At 39.3% G+C, this 17,020-nt stretch carries 10 protein-coding genes; 1 reads left to right on the top strand and 9 read right to left on the bottom strand.

The annotated features are described in order from the left end of the window. Window positions 1-70: 70 nt before the first annotated feature. Together LZQ00_RS06060 and LZQ00_RS06055 are read right to left on the bottom strand one after the other, a co-directional pair. Window positions 71-1,666: a RagB/SusD family nutrient uptake outer membrane protein gene (locus LZQ00_RS06060; RefSeq protein ID WP_234513180.1), complete on the bottom strand. Its 1,596-nt coding sequence runs from the start codon at window positions 1,664-1,666 to the stop codon at window positions 71-73. A gap of 11 nt (window positions 1,667-1,677) precedes the next feature. Beyond that, on the bottom strand, window positions 1,678-4,977 hold the full coding sequence (locus tag LZQ00_RS06055; RefSeq protein WP_234513169.1) for a SusC/RagA family TonB-linked outer membrane protein: 3,300 nt from the start codon (window positions 4,975-4,977) through the stop codon (window positions 1,678-1,680). Between the two features lie 756 nt (window positions 4,978-5,733). Between LZQ00_RS06055 and LZQ00_RS06050 the strand changes: the two genes are divergently transcribed. Beyond that, window positions 5,734-7,950, top strand: coding sequence for a glycosyltransferase family 4 protein (locus tag LZQ00_RS06050; protein ID WP_234513148.1), 2,217 nt, complete (start codon window positions 5,734-5,736; stop codon window positions 7,948-7,950). Here the strand turns inward: LZQ00_RS06050 and LZQ00_RS06045 are convergent. The 7 genes from LZQ00_RS06045 to LZQ00_RS06015 form a co-directional block, all read right to left on the bottom strand. Then, window positions 7,928-9,406, bottom strand: a complete 1,479-nt coding sequence (locus tag LZQ00_RS06045; RefSeq protein WP_234513146.1) for a glycoside hydrolase family 130 protein — start codon at window positions 9,404-9,406, stop codon at window positions 7,928-7,930. The two genes, LZQ00_RS06050 and LZQ00_RS06045, sit on opposite strands and share 23 nt — an antisense overlap. A gap of 131 nt (window positions 9,407-9,537) precedes the next feature. Next, entirely contained in the window at window positions 9,538-10,797 is a 1,260-nt protein-coding gene (locus tag LZQ00_RS06040; RefSeq protein WP_234514792.1) for an MFS transporter, read from the bottom strand. 124 nt (window positions 10,798-10,921) lie between these two features. Next, window positions 10,922-12,007 carry a dipeptidase gene (locus tag LZQ00_RS06035; RefSeq protein WP_234513144.1) on the bottom strand — a complete coding sequence of 362 codons (1,086 nt, stop codon included), beginning with the start codon at window positions 12,005-12,007 and terminating at the stop codon, window positions 10,922-10,924. After that, entirely contained in the window at window positions 12,007-13,113 is a 1,107-nt protein-coding gene (locus LZQ00_RS06030; RefSeq protein ID WP_234513142.1) for a D-TA family PLP-dependent enzyme, read from the bottom strand. The genes LZQ00_RS06035 and LZQ00_RS06030 overlap by 1 nt, the downstream gene beginning before the upstream one ends. Before the next feature lie 8 nt (window positions 13,114-13,121). Further along, window positions 13,122-13,589 carry a RidA family protein gene (locus LZQ00_RS06025; protein WP_234513133.1) on the bottom strand — a complete coding sequence of 156 codons (468 nt, stop codon included), beginning with the start codon at window positions 13,587-13,589 and terminating at the stop codon, window positions 13,122-13,124. A 27-nt stretch (window positions 13,590-13,616) separates the two neighbouring features. Continuing rightward, window positions 13,617-14,948, bottom strand: coding sequence for a gluconate:H+ symporter (locus LZQ00_RS06020; protein ID WP_234513125.1), 1,332 nt, complete (start codon window positions 14,946-14,948; stop codon window positions 13,617-13,619). An 802-nt stretch (window positions 14,949-15,750) separates the two neighbouring features. Further along, window positions 15,751-16,965, bottom strand: coding sequence for an exo-beta-N-acetylmuramidase NamZ domain-containing protein (locus LZQ00_RS06015; protein ID WP_234513123.1), 1,215 nt, complete (start codon window positions 16,963-16,965; stop codon window positions 15,751-15,753). Window positions 16,966-17,020 lie beyond the last annotated feature (55 nt).

The raw sequence follows: 17,020 nt of genomic DNA, 5'->3' as shown, positions 1-17,020 counted from the left end.
TTATCCTGCAATAATGATATAAAGAGGTAATCGATATTACCTCTTTATATAACTAAGACAATCTAATACGCTAATTTGTACCTGAGTACGGGTTTTGATCTGCTTCTGAAAGCGCTGTATTATTGGCAATTTCCAACTGAGGAATTTGACAAATAAAACGATAATCATTGGAAGGAAACGTACCCATTGGCGCTGCACTATTAGCCACATAGCCATTCAAGTTGGTCACACCCCAAGTATAATGTCCTTCGGGATAAGTCGCTGTTTCCTGAATACGCACTAACGGTTTTTGGAGACGTAATAAATCGTAAATACCCGTCACTCCTTCACATAATAATTCTTTACGACGCTCGACATAAATAGCCTCCAACAATGGCGTTCCCGATGCAACAGCTGTCAATGCTTTCACACCTCGAGCGGTTTGCAATTTATTTAAATAGCCCAGTCCTTCCCCATTATTCAAATGAGCAGAAGCTTCTGCCATGATCAACAACATTTCAGAACCGCGCATCAAAGAGATTTCAGGTCTTGTATTCCCTTGTTTTGCACCATCGGCATCACCATAATGTTTGTATTTATTGTACGCCCATTTCGTTGACCACTCTTTAGAAGCATTTTTTGTACGCTTCCAGAACTGGTAACGGTCTTCTGTTTTTTCAAACAGTTTCTCATATTGACCATCAGCAAAGAAATCCAGGAAAGAATAGATCGGTCCATCGGTATACCCTTCACCATAGCTTTCATCCTGGTTATACCAGAAGTTAAACTGTGTTCCTCCTCCCAAATTATTGGTATTGGTGAACTGTACGGCCCACATAACTTCTGGGTAGTTATTCGTGATCACATCATCAAAACCAGAACGGTATTGCTCTTTTGTCATCAATTGATTATAACTTGCGTAAGCAGTTTTAGCTTCAGTATAAGCCCCTTGCCAATTGTTCATGACCAAGTACACACGTGCCAGTTGACCCGATACCACATTTTTATCGATCGTCCATTTATTTGGTCGTTGGAAATTCGCCAATAACGTTTTTGATTCTGTTAGATCTTTGACAATTTGTGCGTAGGTTTCCTCCACAGTAGCACGTGGTAAATTTTCACTTTCCTTTGGATTCAACCGTAAGATCACCCCTGGCTTTTGCTTCGCCAACATATACGTTTGTTGATAGTTTTGAATCAGATGAAAATAACAAAGACCACGAATAGCCTTTGCTTGACCCATGATCTCATTTTTCAGAGCCTCATCCCCTTGTGCTGCAGGTAAAGCATCAATGATAATATTGGTTTGATTGATGATTTTATACATCATCGACCAGATCGCAGCATCGGGCAAACCTGTTGTTTGCGTCTTTTGCGGTTCATAGGTATACGCCGTCACTTGATTGCCACCCATATTGGTATGACTTATGATATCAGCCCCTCCAAGATCGACATACATTTGAAGTCCTGGTAATCCGGCATAAACTCGATCTTGACCTTGATCATTGAAATACAATTGTCTATAAGCTGAAGTCAACACTTTATCCAATTGAGCTGCACTTGATAAGACCACATTATCAGAAGTAGCGGTGGAAGAATTTGTTTCCAGGAAATCCTTACAGCCTGTTTGCACGAGAACTGCTGCACCTAGTGCGATATATTGTAAACTTTTAACGATTTTTTTCATTTTCTTAATGCTTAGAATGACACTTGTAAACCAGCCATATAGACTCTTCTTGAACCCTGAATACCATTATCCTTATCTGCAGAACCATTGTAGTTATTACCGGATAATGCTGTTTCCGGATCTGAATAACGATTTTTAGCGGCTCCGAAAGTCAATAAATTATCCCCAGACACATATAGACGTACTTTGGATAAACCAACTTTGGTCAGCATATTTTGCGGTAAGGAATATCCGAAGGACAGATTTCGCAAACGTAGGTAGTCATTATTGAACACATAGAAGTCCGAATTCTTTCTTGTGCTGGCATAGTCGTCATTGGAATATTTCGGCAATAACGCTTGATCACCTGGTTTACGCCAGTGGTCTCCAACAAGATCTTGGATCACGCCAACTCCACCACGCACTGCTGTGCGCTCAACATAAGCATAATCAAACATTTTAGATCCTAAGGAGTAGTAGAACATGAACGAAAGATCCAATCCCTTATAATTGAACGTATTCGTCAAGGAACCATACACTTTAGGCAACGCCGAACCAATATGTTGGTAATCTTTGGATGATACCTCTGCATCATATTTTTCAGTCGTTTTCCAATTATCACCATCTCGTATCCAATACCGCATGTTTCCTGTTTCGGGATCAACACCTGCATTTTTCACCATATAAAATTCATAAAGCGAATAACCTTCTGCCAGTTTATAACCCGCAGAACGGTTGTTATAAGTGAATTCACCCCCTGGTAGATATGTAATCTCATTTTTCAACGTCGATACATTGGCATCTATTTTCCATTTAAAATTTTCACGACGAATCGCATCCGCACCTAAGGAGAATTCAAAACCTGAATTCTTTAAATCCCCTAAATTGGTATTCAAACCTGTAGCACTTCCCACTTGGGCTGATAACGGAAATTCTTTATAATACAATAAATCCGATGCTGTACGGGAATAGTATTCAATAGTACCGTAAATATTCTTTAGGATACTGAAATCGAATGCCGCATTAAACTGTTTGTTCTTTTCCCAAATCAAAGACGGAGTAGGAAATGCTGAAGGTTTTAAACCCGCCGAACCATACAGATCATTCGCTTCATACACTCCTTGATAGGCATAGTAAATATCGCCCCCTGCAATACCTGTTTCACCTCGTCTTGTTAGCTTATCGTTACCTGTCGTTCCGTAACTGGAGCGAAAGGATAAATTATCCAACCAGCTGACATCCTTTAGGAAGTTTTCTTTCGATATCCGCCAAGAAAGCCCAGCAGAAAAGAAATTTCCCCAACGGTTATCAGGATGAAAACGAGAAGAGCCATCCCGACGGAAAGAGCCAGATAAATAATATTTACTATTGTAGTTATAGTCCAATTTTCCAAAATACGACAATAAAGCAAATCGATCTTTGTTTGAAGTTGCAGACCAGTTTGTTGTCGTTGAAGCTAATTCATATTGCCCCAACTGCATGATGCCTTCGCCGTAGCCATAGTCATATAAACTATTGTTCGTGTACGACTCTTGACCTGCCATAGCTGCAAAATTATGCTTTCCAAAGTCTTGGTTCCAGCTTAGAATATTGTTGAAAGTAACCGATTTGGTATTTGAATTGGATCGGGAGGCATTTCCTCCACTTGTCATCACGGTCACACCATAAGGTGCAAGTTGCCCTGCTCCATGTACAGACGATCCGTATGTAAAGGTTTTTGTACTGTTATCATCGATACTTAAGCTTGTCTTGAAGCTCAAATGATAAGGTAGCGTGATCTGCGCGAAAAAGCGAGAGGCCATCATACTGCGTAAAGCGTTGTTGAAATCCTCATCATTCTCGTTATTCCAATAATCTCCGTTGTTTTGCAATACATGCGCACCAAAGAAATTGTTCACATAGGTACCATAATCATACATACGTTTACCCGTTTTCTCGGAGTACACCCAATCTGTATTATCGGCATTCCGCAACCAAGGCGAATACATCGTCGTTGTGAATACCAAAGCACGTGCTGCACCTGAAATGTTTTGTTTAGAACTACTGTAAGACACATTTCCTCCTACCTGTAACCAATTATTGACTTGCGTCGTTACATTCGCACGAAAACCATAGCGCTTAAAGTATTGACTGGCAGCATAACCTTTATCATCCAGATAGGATGAAGAAAGGAAGTAATTGGTCTTACCATCTCCTGCTGTACCCGAAACATCCATGCCATAATCTTGTCTTAGTTTTCGAGAAAAAACGGCTCCATAAGCATCGTAATCTTCTTTATTCCAAACCATTTCCAGATTCGGATTGATATACGGATTGCCCTTACCATCGTGCAATACATAATCTTCATGGATATCTTTGAAAGGCGAAACGTAGGTAGACTGTCCTTGAGAATTAGTCACCGGTTTCAGGATCTTACCCAATACATTATCCGACGCCCAGTCTCCAGCCTTTTCTGACGTCAATCCATATTTATAGAATTGATCATTGTACATCGCCTCCCAGGTATTCAATAATTGTTCTTGTGGAGAAGCCTTGGTTGGATTTTTAACCGCATTGTCCGAAGTACCCCATGCCGATCGGAAGTTCAATTGGGGTTTCGCGGTTTTTCCTTTCTTCGTTGTGACTACAACAACACCATTGGCGGCACGAGAACCGTATAAAGATGAAGCAGCAGCATCTTTTAATACCGTAATCGACTCAATATCCGATGGTGAAATCGAGTTTAACTGCCCATCATAAGGCATCCCATCGACCACATAAAGCGGATTGGATGCACCTGACATCGAACTAATTCCTCGAATTTGGATACGGGTATCCCCTCCTGGATTTCCTTCATTATTGACTACATTGACACCAGGACTCATCCCTTGCAAGGCTTCCGCAAATCCAGAACCTGATATTTTTTCCAATTGATCTGCTTTCACCACGGAAGCTGACCCTGTAAAAGTGGACTTCTTGGCTGTACCATAAGCAACCACAACGACTTCGTCCAGATCATTTGCTGTAGATTCCAGTTGCACGTTTAATGTGCTTTCACCCTTCCAGACAATTTCTTTCGAAGCATAGCCTACGTAGCTAATGACAATCTTCGAACCTGTTGGAATAGCTGTCAATGTAAATCGACCTGAGGCATCCGTAAATGTAGCAACTGAAGTGCCTTTCACTGCAATGGAAGCTCCTGAGATAGGGCCATTGCCATCTTGAACAAGTCCAGATATTTTACCTTGATTACTTTGATATTCTGTCCTGGTTCCTGCAACCGAATCGTTCAGGTCACCAAATCCAAATACCATAGAAAAGGCCAAAACATGGAATAGTTTAGAATTTTTCATTTAATTATTTTTGGTTAGTGGTTGTTAGTGTGCATACTTTTTGAAAAGAACGCAGAAACAAAGAAATAAAATATTTTTAACAATAGCGATTTATTGTGTAAATAATTTAAAATTTAAATCCATTTATTTATTAAAATAACAGCAACGAAACCAAAATATTTAAAATAAAGAAAATAAGCCCTTTATTTTTCGCTATCTTTATCAAAAAAAAGAAACAACATCACCTCTAAACAACCTGATCTTCCTCTCGCAATCGTCATTTAGCAGCTACGTGCGATCCAAAAGCAAGAAAAGCAATTCAGGTTGCGCTCACCCACTCGAATCATATTCCCGAAAGCAATTAAAACTTTAATGGCATTTGATTGTTCACTAAATAGTTTTAGGATAAACATTTGTCTTCTGGTCAACGATTTTTAATCAAAACCAAGACAATGATAAAAATAGTTCCTAAAGACAGCTTACTTCGGATAAACAACGACATTGGTCTGTAGGTAAATGCGTCATTCACCTATGTGTTCAGGATGTCTCGAGCAAGATTATCACAGTCAAATTAGACATGCCCGGCTTCTTTTCTTGGCCAGCAACATGCATTCGTAGTAAATCCGAATCGTTAAAAAACGGTTTTTAGGATACATCTATTTTCTATTGATGAAAAGTATACGTAAAAACAGGTGAATCATCCTTAAAAAAGGCTGAAATCCTTGTTAATGAAATTTAATGCGCATTCAAAAGATTTATTTAATATAAAAAACAACTATGAAAATAGCCTACATCAGTACTTATTTGCCAAAGCAATGCGGAATAGCAACCTTTACAAATGATCTGATTCAATCCATTGATCCACAAGATTCCAGCATTACCCAGCATGTGATTGCCCTCTCCGACCAGCCATATGCTTATTCAGAAGAAGTGGTTTTCGAAATCAATCCGCAACAACAATTGGATTATATCAAAGCAGCTGATTTCATTAATGAAAACAAGTACGATTGCGTTGTTTTGGAACATGAATTTGGCATATTTGGCGGAAACAGTGGCGTTTATATCTTATCGCTCATCAATCAGCTTCATATGCCCTTATTGGTGAACCTGCATACCATACTCGAAAAACCCAATATAGATGAACGTGCCATTTTAATAGAGATAGCAAAACGTGCTTCTATCATCGTCGTGATGAGCAAATACGCGATCAACCTGCTGCAAAAAATCTATCACGTTCATGAAGATAAAATCAGACTGATACCACATGGAGTGCCCGCATTTAATTTTCAGCAAGAATTAGCAAAAGAAAAACTAAAATTAGCCCATAAAAAAATCATTTTAACCTTTGGTTTTATTGCCCGCAATAAAGGAATTGAAACGGTTATTCAAGCGCTACCGAAAGTCGTACAGGAGTATCCGGATACCCTCTATTTGATCGTCGGTAAAACGCATCCTAATGTACTGAAAGAATCGGGAGAAGAATATCGGGAATACCTCATGGGGATGATCAAAGAGAAACACCTTGAAGACCATATTGTATTTGTCAATGAATTTGTCAATAACGAAGATTTAGCGACTTACCTGACGGCTTGTGATATCTATATCACCCCGTATATCAATGAAGCACAGATTACCAGTGGTACCTTATCATTTGCCGTTGGCGCTGGCGCAGCGGTGATTTCTACACCATACTGGCATGCTAAAGATCTGCTTTCAGATGGTAGAGGTATTCTTTTTGACTTTAAAAACCATAAAGAATTAAAGAATATCCTGATCGATCTGTTTGACAATCCTAAGAAACTGGAATATCTAAGAGACAATGCACGTCAGCATGGAGAAAAGACCACCTGGAAGAAAATCGGTGTCACCTATACCCATTTACTGCAGAAACTATCTTCTACCCAGATTATCCGCGATTCAAAATTAAAGACATCCAGACTTCATAATCTACCCAAATTCCGATGGGACCATCTGGATCGCTTGACCAATCAGGTTGGCATTATCCAACATGCGACATTTGCCACCCCCAATTACCGGGAAGGTTATTGTTTGGATGATAATGCACGCGCCCTACTGGTCAGTTTAATGCAATACGATGTATTTAAAGAGAAGGCAACAAAAAAGAGGATATCGACCTATCTGAACTATATCTATTATGCACAACGCGAAGATGGCTTGTTTCATAACTTCATGAATTTTCAAAATGAGTTCTTGGAAGAAACAGGATCGGAAGATTCGTTCGGAAGAGCCATTTGGGCATTAGGCTATCTCTTCAATACCGCTCCGTTTGTTGATTTCTATCAGTTAGGATCAAAAATGTTTTTCAAAGCTTTACCTCATTTTGAACAACTGAAATCCATCCGAGCGATCGCCTATACAATGCTGGGTATAGCAGAATACCTTAAACAGCAACCCAATGACGAGGGAGTGACGGAACTATTGCGTAGACTAGCGCTCAAATTAGTACATGAATATGAAGCCAGTGCCGATGAAGATTGGAAATGGTTTGAACCTGTTTTGGCCTATGACAATGCTATTATTCCACTTGCCATCTTGATGTCGACCAAGTTCTTAAACGATGATAAAATTAAGAACATCGGCTTCACCAGCTTTTATTTCTTGGAGAGCATCATTATGCAAAACGGTTTCTTATCGATCATAGGGAATCAAAAATGGGCGAAGCAGAATCAAAACATCAGTAAATTTGGACAACAACCTATTGATGTGACTTCTACTGTTTTGCTTTTTAGAGAAGTATATGAGATCACCAAAGACGAAGCATACTTTGAAAAAATGATCCGATCGTTTGAATGGTTTTTAGGTGAAAATGATCTGAAACTACCCTTATACGATCCACATACCAAAGGTTGTTGCGATGGATTAGAGACCTATGGTATCAATCGCAATCAGGGAGCAGAAAGTACCTTATGTTATTTTATCTCGTACATAACTATCTATAAGACAATGAAAATTAAATATCAGGCTGAAGAATAGCCTGAATTAGATTTTCCAAATTAATCGTTGCATAGGTGGATGCATAATCAGACATCGCATAGGGCATGATCAATTGATCATTGTGTACGATAGCACCACAAGAATACACGACATTGGGTACGTAGCCTTCCCTTTCTTCATCATTTGGAGTCAGAATAGGCAACGCCAAACGGCCGATCTCGATATGTGGTTTTTCAAGATCCAATAAAGAAGCACCGATCACGTATTCACGCATAGGCCCAACCGCATGTGTGATGATCAGCCAGCCTGCTGCGGTTTCAATTGGGGAGCCGCAGTTACCAATCTGAACAAATTCATAAGGACTCATCGGTTCCTGTACCAAATGCACCGCTTCATTCCAAATATTGATATAGTCCGAATAAGCGATATAATTGTTTTCTCCATCAATACGACATAACATGGCGTATTTTCCGTTGATCTTACGCGGGAAAAGTGCAGCACCTTTATTCGCAATTTCACCATGAATAGGTTTGACGATAAAGTGATAAAAATCCTTCGTCGTCAACAACTTTGGCAAAATACTAAAACCATCGTAAGCGGTATAAGTCGCATAATAGATGCTTTCATTTTTTGCTGTTTTAAACTGGACAAACCGTGCATCTTCTATCCCTCTCTTTTCGGTATCGGAAATAGGGAAAATAACCCGTTCAGAAATAGATGTATCGAGCGAGAAGGTCATCTCATAGTGCGAAGAGGCCAGCCATATGGCCTGCTTGAGAATATTATTATTATCGTCATCATTGGGGACTTCTGCCCTCGTTTCCTCTACATAACGTTTTAATTCTTCATAAGTAAAGCTTTCTGTCAATTTGTGATTCAGCTTTTCCATGGCAAGTGCATTTCCAGGATGCAACTCCACTAATTTAGAAATAAAACTATTTTTATGATAACGATGACTTTTGATATTGATGGGTTTATCCAGCAGCGTACCTACTACATCCAGATGAATATTATTGTCTATATCGATATAACCAGAACGAAAGACAATGGATGACACATGTCCTTCTCCAGTTGCCCTGAAACTAATAATCACCCTCTTCTCACCCTTATAAAGTTCGGTCTGATCTGGGTGTTCAACAATAGAAGGATTGAATAATGCAGCTGCTTCAATGGAATATTCCATTGTAAAATAAGAACCGATCAACAGTTTCGCTGTCATCGAGATTTTATCAGTTGGTGTCTCTATTTGTTCCAATAAATGTCGTATACGATCAAAATTACGTTCAAACACCTTGACAATGCTACGATGTCTTTTTGTATAACTGCGCAGCACTTGACCAAAAACTTCCTTTTGTTTTTCATCCGATAATTGCAGAACCCGACGAATAACTTTTAAGGAACGTTCATCCCCTAACGAAAAAAAGCGAGCGAGTACACGCTTGGTATCGGGTCTAAAATAAATATCTTTTCGAGTAACTTGGACAGGTTTATACATAGAACAGTGAATATAGATATGACAAAACTAACTTCTTTATTAAACGTTCTAATTTTGACGTTGGTATATAATAAACACAAATTTCATGCTAAAAACCCAGATACAGTAAACGAATGGTAGTATCACTATACTTACATATTCCCTTCATTTTCAAGATGGGCAGCTGAACTTCCTAATCCTTTCTTGTCTTCCTTGAAGAAAAATGTAAACAGTAAAAAGCAAACGCCAGCCAATCCAGCAGGTACTGTCCATAAATACCACCAAAAATCAGCTGGATAATGACCTTTCAGGTAATCAGAAATATAACCCGCTACCCAAAAACCAAGAAGCATACCGATGCCATACATCGCGATGGTAACCAAGCCTTGTGCGGAAGATTTATATTTCTCTCCAGCAATAGTATCTGTATAGATCTGTCCGACAACAAACATAAAATCATAACAGATACCATGCAGTAAAATCCCAATGATTAGCAAATAAGAATGAGTATCGCCAAAGGCAAATAACAAATAACGTGCTACCCAGGCTAATATACCGACCATAATCATTTTCTTATAACCAAATCTGATGAAGAAAAAAGGGATAAACAACAGGCAAATAGCTTCCGATAATTGACCCATGGCCATTTTTGCCGTTGGATTGGGTAAACCTACCTGAACCAAATAAGGGTTCGCATTTTGATAATAAAAAGAAATCGGAATACAGATGACAACAACAGTAACAAAGAAAATCAAAAAACTCCTGTTTTTCAATAAACCCAAGGCATCCAACCCTATGGCAGATCCAAAATTAAATTTCTTATCCTTGTTTACCGCCATTGGTGGAGTTTTGGGTAAGAAAAAACTAAATACAGCTAAGATCAAAGAACAAACTGCAGCCATTAAAAACGTATTTTTCAAAGCACCTATCTGTATCGCCCCAGGTGCATCCCAATGAAAAACATAACTGATTACCACACCTGAACATACCCAACCAATAGTACCCCAAACACGAATACTTGGAAACTGCTTCTTTGCATCCGTCATTTGACGAAAAGCAATCGAGTTGGATAAGGCCAAGGAAGACATATAGGCGATGAAGTACACAAAAATATAGGGGTAAAAGTTTGCAGCATCCTCCGCTCTAGACATGAAGAATAACAATATAGCTCCCAAGAGATGTAAAACCGCCAAAACTCGCTCCGCATTGAAATAACGGTCGGCAATAAATCCGATAAAAAAAGGAGCAAGAACTGCTCCCAGAGATTGTGTTGAAAAAATATTAGCGACCTCTAGGCCTGTTGCCTGTAAATTTTTAGCTAAGTAAGTTCCCAAAGTAACAAACCATGCGCCCTTGATAAAATATTCAAGGAACATCATAAAAGATAGTTGTAATCGTAATTGTCCAGTCATAAGATCATCATCCAAATTCATAGGTTTCATTTAATTTCCAACAATATGTACACTGGAAATCGCATAAGAATAAAACACGTTAAGTCAACAGAATAAAGTAATTAGTCAACTCAACCTACAGTAATTATAAAGATTCTTTTAAAAAATTAACCCCATTCAAGTGAGCAATTTTTGTCAACGCTTCTTCAGCATATCCCCTTTTTGCTAAGATGCCAAATACTTTTTGTATATCGGCTATGGTTTCCAAATCATAGGGACATTGCTCTCTACCGAATGCGCCATCCAGGTCACTCCCCACACCCACATGATCCATATTTCCTGCCAATTGACAGATATGGTCAATCTGATTGGCCATGATTTCCATCGAGCAATTCATCGCTTTTGGATCCGAAACTCCGCGTATCCAATTGGGAACCATCATCCAAGCATCTAAGGCGACACCAATAAATCCCTTTTTCGCAATCAACGCTTTGATCATTTCATCACTGAACTGGCGATTGTGATCAACAAATTTCCGACAATTATTATGGCTCGCCCATATGGGACCATCGAATCGATCCATAGCATCCCAAAAGGCATCATCATTGAGATGCGTAACATCCAAGATCATGTGCAGCCGTTCCATCTCTTTGAGCAAAGCAATCCCCTGCTCGTTCAGCTTACCACTAGCATCCGTACCATTCGCATATCTTCCCGGCCCATAATGTGCAGGACCAACAGCACGAAGTCCTTGTTGATAAGCCACTTCCAAATAAGAAATGTCCACAATTGAATCAGCACCTTCCAAGCTCAATAAATAGCCAATCGGTTTATTTTCATTTGCTGTACTATCCATCCAAAGTGAAAGATGTTGTTCTAGATCTGTTTTGGTTTTGATCATCCGCATCTGCCCATCCTGCTCCATCGCTTTGTACCAAGCCAATTGTCCTTGTGTTTGTGCCCAAGCTTGCTCTGGAGAATTCCAACCAGGCAATGCACTTCCCTGCGCTATATAACGTGCGATTTGAGTCGCCACCACCAAGCCGATATTTCCTTTCCGTAATTCCCCAAAGGAAACCGTTGCCTTTCCGCGATCGGGTCTATCCTGCATCCCCATTTCCCGATCATTTAAATCAGTAATCGATAATCGGAGATCACGATTCCACTCCATCGCATTCATGCTTAAGTCCAAATGGGCATCAAAAATAAAGGGCATCATTTCGTTCATCATTAATAATTTATTTTTCGATCTCTTGCCTTTATCTTCCATGATTTCGATACCTTACCATCTTCCACAACAAGCATTTCTTCATACAAAGCTACTGTAGGACAGACATGTTTAGGCACCCCATAAAACGGAGTACCGATCGGATAATCACTTGAGTTCCTAACCTTCACTACCAGATGCTCCTCACTTTGGCTGACCAACTCCATATCCCTATTTCCGAGAAACTGCACTCGCGGCAAAGGTGATTCATTTCCAACAGCTTTATAGCCCAGATCCAAACAGATATGATGTTCATCAACAATCGAAATCACCCGTGTCAATAACAAAGCTGCATATTCAAATTTCTGTTCTTTGAAGGCTTCACCATACGCATAATCCCAAAACACAAATGTACCAGGACTGCATTCCACATCCATTCTCCTAGCATGGAAAGGAAAAGGAGGACTTCCACCGATGATGCTGTGCAACGGAGTTGCGGTTAGCTGTCGTACGGTATCAAAGGCATTAACCAATAACTGATAAGAAGCATCACTTTGTTCTTCCCTACGATTTAAATCAGGATCATGAATATGCCCATCATAACCATGGACACCAATAAGATGCAATTGCGGAAGCGCAATGATTTCCATAGCCAATCCTTCCACGGCATCTGGATGAATACCTGTTCTTCCCATCCCTACATTGACATCGATATAAATAGCTAAAACTATCTGTGCAGCTGCACAGATCGCATTTAAGTCCTGTGCGACTTGCACGTGATCGACAAGACAAGAATAAGTTGTTTTGGGATAACTTTTGATCAGGTTAATCAGACGTTTCATTTTCGGACCTGTTGGTTGATAAGCCAATAGCACGTCCTCAGCAGCGATCATTCCCAGCAGTTCTGCTTCCGCTATTGTCGCACACTTAAATTTACGAATACCGAAGTCCTGCAATAACTGACAGATTTCCGCAGTTTTATTGGTCTTGATATGCGGGCGCAAGCGACTACAATCCCCATCCAATAGAGCAATCGCCTGTTGAATATTGTGTTTCACCCTGTCCGGATATACCAACAAAGCAGGAGAATCTACCGTATCCACATCTTTCAATTCGAACCACTCTTGCATATTTGAAATCAATAAAGTTCAAACAAAGCTTCCACTTCAACAGGAATGTTATCCGGAAGCGAACCAAAACCAACCGCACTACGTGTTCCTACACCATTATCATCTCCCCAAACAGCCGCAAAAAGTTCGCTACAGCCATTGATCACTCCAGGATGAAACTCAAAATCAGGTGTACAATTCACCATCCCCAGCACCTTAATGACACGTTTTACTTTATTTAAACTGCCAAGATTAGTTTTTATTGTTGACAGCATGGTCAATCCAACTTGCCTAGCCGCTAATTTTCCATCTTCCCCATTCATTTCCCGACCAATCCGACCAATAATCAATGAAGCATCATCTTGCACAGGTCCATGGCCAGATAGATATAAATATTTTCCGTCAATTACATAAGGTTTATAAAGACCTTTTGGCGCTGGTGCCGGAGGAAGTGTTAACCCTAATTTTTCAAATTGTTCATCTGCATTGTACATCATATGTTAAAGTATTATATCGTAATGAAATTAATTGATTATCTTATTTAAAACTAATACAGCCAACAGCCCAACAATGGATACAATAGCCTCCATTAAGGACCAAGACCGTAATGTGTCGGAAATGCTCAATCCAAAATATTCTTTGAACAGCCAAAAACCCGCATCATTGACATGTGAAAACATCAAGCTCCCTGCTCCGATCGATAACACCATTAAACTAGGCTGTACAGCACCAGCAGTAATTAAAGGAAGCAAAACACTCGCAGCTGTTAAAGCAGCTACTGTAGCCGAGCCAATACAGCCTCTGATGACGGCTGTGATCACCCAAGCCAGTATCAAAGGATTGATAGGCAGTTGTTGAAGTTTTGTCGCTAAAGCTACACTGACACCACTATCTTCCATAACCTGCTTAAAAATGCCAGAACCAGCGATAATCAGTAATATCATGGCAATATCTTTGACAGCACCCTCAAAGACAGACATAATGGACGATATGCTTCTACCTTGTTTAATTCCTAAACTATAGCCCGCATACACAAGTGCCAACAACATCACAATGGTCGGATTTCCAAAAAACTTGATCCAAGAGAGTACTGTTGTATGACTGGGATTTATCATATAAGGCAATAACGTTCCCAGAATCAACAGAAATACAGGCAATAGAGATGCTAAAAAGCTACTACCAGCACCCGGTTTTCCATAGGGGGAATCAGTACGATCCATTTTCACTGGATTAAATACCTGTGCTTGGCTGGGTTGCATCTGTTTAAGCGTCATGCCAAAAAGAGGTCCTCCAATGATGATGGCGGGAACAGCAATCAGTAAGCCATATATCAAAGTCAGTCCCATGTCAGCATGAAACAAAGCAATTAAAGCGACAGGAGAAGGATGTGGAGGAATAAAACCATGGGTAACCGATAAGGCCGCCAACATTGGTAGCCCAATATATACGGCAGGAAGCTGATAGCGGTAAACAATCGAAAAGATCAAAGGAACCAATAAGACAAACCCAATTCCATAAAAAAGCGGGATACCCACGACAAAACCTGTCAGCATCAATCCCCATTGGATATGCTTTTGTCCCATTACACCGACCAAAATAGATGCTATCTTCTCAGCCGCACCACTTTCTGCGACTAATTTACCCAACATTGCTCCCAACACCAGGATTAACGTTAAACTGCCCATAACAGCGCCTATTCCTTTTTCGACAGAAACAAAAAGCGTACTTAATGGTATTCCGAGTCCCACTCCTGCAAAGATCGAAACAAGTAAAAAAGCCAGAAAAGCGTTTATTTTTGCATATGTAATCAAAAAGATCAACAAAAATAAACTAATAACAATAACGATAAAGATCATTATAACAGGTTTATACCCATTCCATCTCTCAGTATAATTCGGAATTAAGGTTTAAATAAAAATTATTGGTTAAATAAATTGTCCTACTCATTTACAAGTTCGTAAACTTATACGGCATCTCCTAAAAATAATTAATATTATTTTTGTGACATTTACCGTTTTTATTTAAAAAAAACTTTCATTTAATTGTTCTTTGTAGCAACCAGATCTGCATCAGTCGATCAAATTGTGTTTATCCGATGCATACACCCTATTCTGTTCTCTTTTCAAGTTCAATTACAAAATAGATCTTACGCAACTCTAAAAAAGAAAAAAATTACCTAGATTCAATGATTATAAATAACTTAGAAACAGGACATCAGCTCTACAAACAATTATCGCATAGCAATCTACCCAATAGAAGCGCGTTTGTTTAAAACAAGAAATGTAAGCTATGCGTTATACATAAGAGGATAAAACGTTAATAAAACATACTAAATGGAGTCCAATACGATTTAAATTGAATGATACATGGAACTAAACGATAAGAAAAAACAATGGTTAAAACGGGCTGGATTAGGTGCTTTTTTGTTCTTTTTAGTTAAAGGACTCATTTGGTTGGGTGTCTTTATCTTCGCCGCCAAATCCTGTAGTTTTTCATTTTAGAAAAACTTAGGTAAAAAATGACTTATTGATAGTAAGAGAAATATAGCGCATCTTTGGCCTCTAAAAATCTTAGCGATGAGCATAATCGGGATTCTGAATAACACATAAAAGATTCAAAACTGATAATCAGATTTGACTGAAACTCCAAACCAACTAGTTACCTATCCGGATAAAGGAGATATTCCTTTCTCATTTTCTTATATCGACTCAGTCCTGGTGCCCAACTTTTCCGTATCGCTTTTTCACTTAATCCCTGTTCAATCTGCTTTCTAAAATCAGCCACTCCTGCCAAGTTTTCGATCCGTCCAATCTGTGCAGAGAAACTCTGATCAAAAAACTTATCCTTTTCAGGTGACTTTTTATATAAAGTGATCATCCAGGAAAGGTTGATTTTTCGATCCCGTATCAATTTTTTCAAATCGTAATTCCTTAAATCCAATCCATAGCACATTTCATTCATAAACAAAGGTGTCTCACTCATTCCCTTTTTACTGACAGGCATAAAAGAAAAATCAAAGATACCCTTGTAAACAGGACTTCCTATCACGGTAAATGAAAAATCTGTACCCCGTCCATGATTGAGTTTAGTCCCTTCAAACAAACAAGTGCTGGGATACAACAAGATACTTTGTTCAGTATTTAGATTTGGAGACGGATTCACAGACAGTTTATACAGCATGCTGTGGTTATAGTTTTCAATCGGTATGATCTGCAATTTGCAATTTTGCGCATGCTCCATCCAGCCCTGCCCCTTGATCATCTGTGCAAATTCTGCTATCGTCAAACCATGTGCAATAGGAACCGGAAACTGACCAATGCCTGATTTATATTGCATATCCAAAATTGGACCATCAATCAGGTAAGCATTGGGATTGGGGCGATCTAAAATCAATAATTTTTTTCCATGATCTGCACAGGCTTCCATGATATCTCGTAAGGTATTGACATTGGTATAAAAGCGAACTCCCATATCTTGCACATCATAGATAACGATATCCACATCTGCCAGATCAGTAGCCGTTGGTTTCCTTTTATTACCATAGAGCGATATGATAGGAAGCTGCGTTTTCTGATCTACTTCATCCGATACTTCGGTACCATTACTTGCATTACCTCTAAATCCATGCTCGGGACCAAAAATCTTGACAATATGCACCTGTAGAGCCAATAAGCTATCGACAAGATGTGTCTGTTTAATCATCGTGGAAGGATTGGCTAGAATAGCTACTCGTTTTCCTTTCAGAATGGGTAGGTACTTTTCGGTTTGTTCAGCTCCAGTCCGAATCTGGTCATTACTATAGGGTAAGCTTGTTTGAGCTTGTGTAACAGTAAACAAAAAAATAGTTAAGAAAACAACTGAAATATGCTTCATTAGCAGCAATACAATACGATTATATCCGATCATAAGGTAAATTATTGGTAATCTT

This window comes from Sphingobacterium sp. SRCM116780 (assembly GCF_021442025.1).
GTDB lineage: Bacteria > Bacteroidota > Bacteroidia > Sphingobacteriales > Sphingobacteriaceae > Sphingobacterium.
The sequence above is the reverse complement of the archived record's forward strand: the minus strand, read 5'-3'. Positions and strand labels throughout refer to the sequence as shown.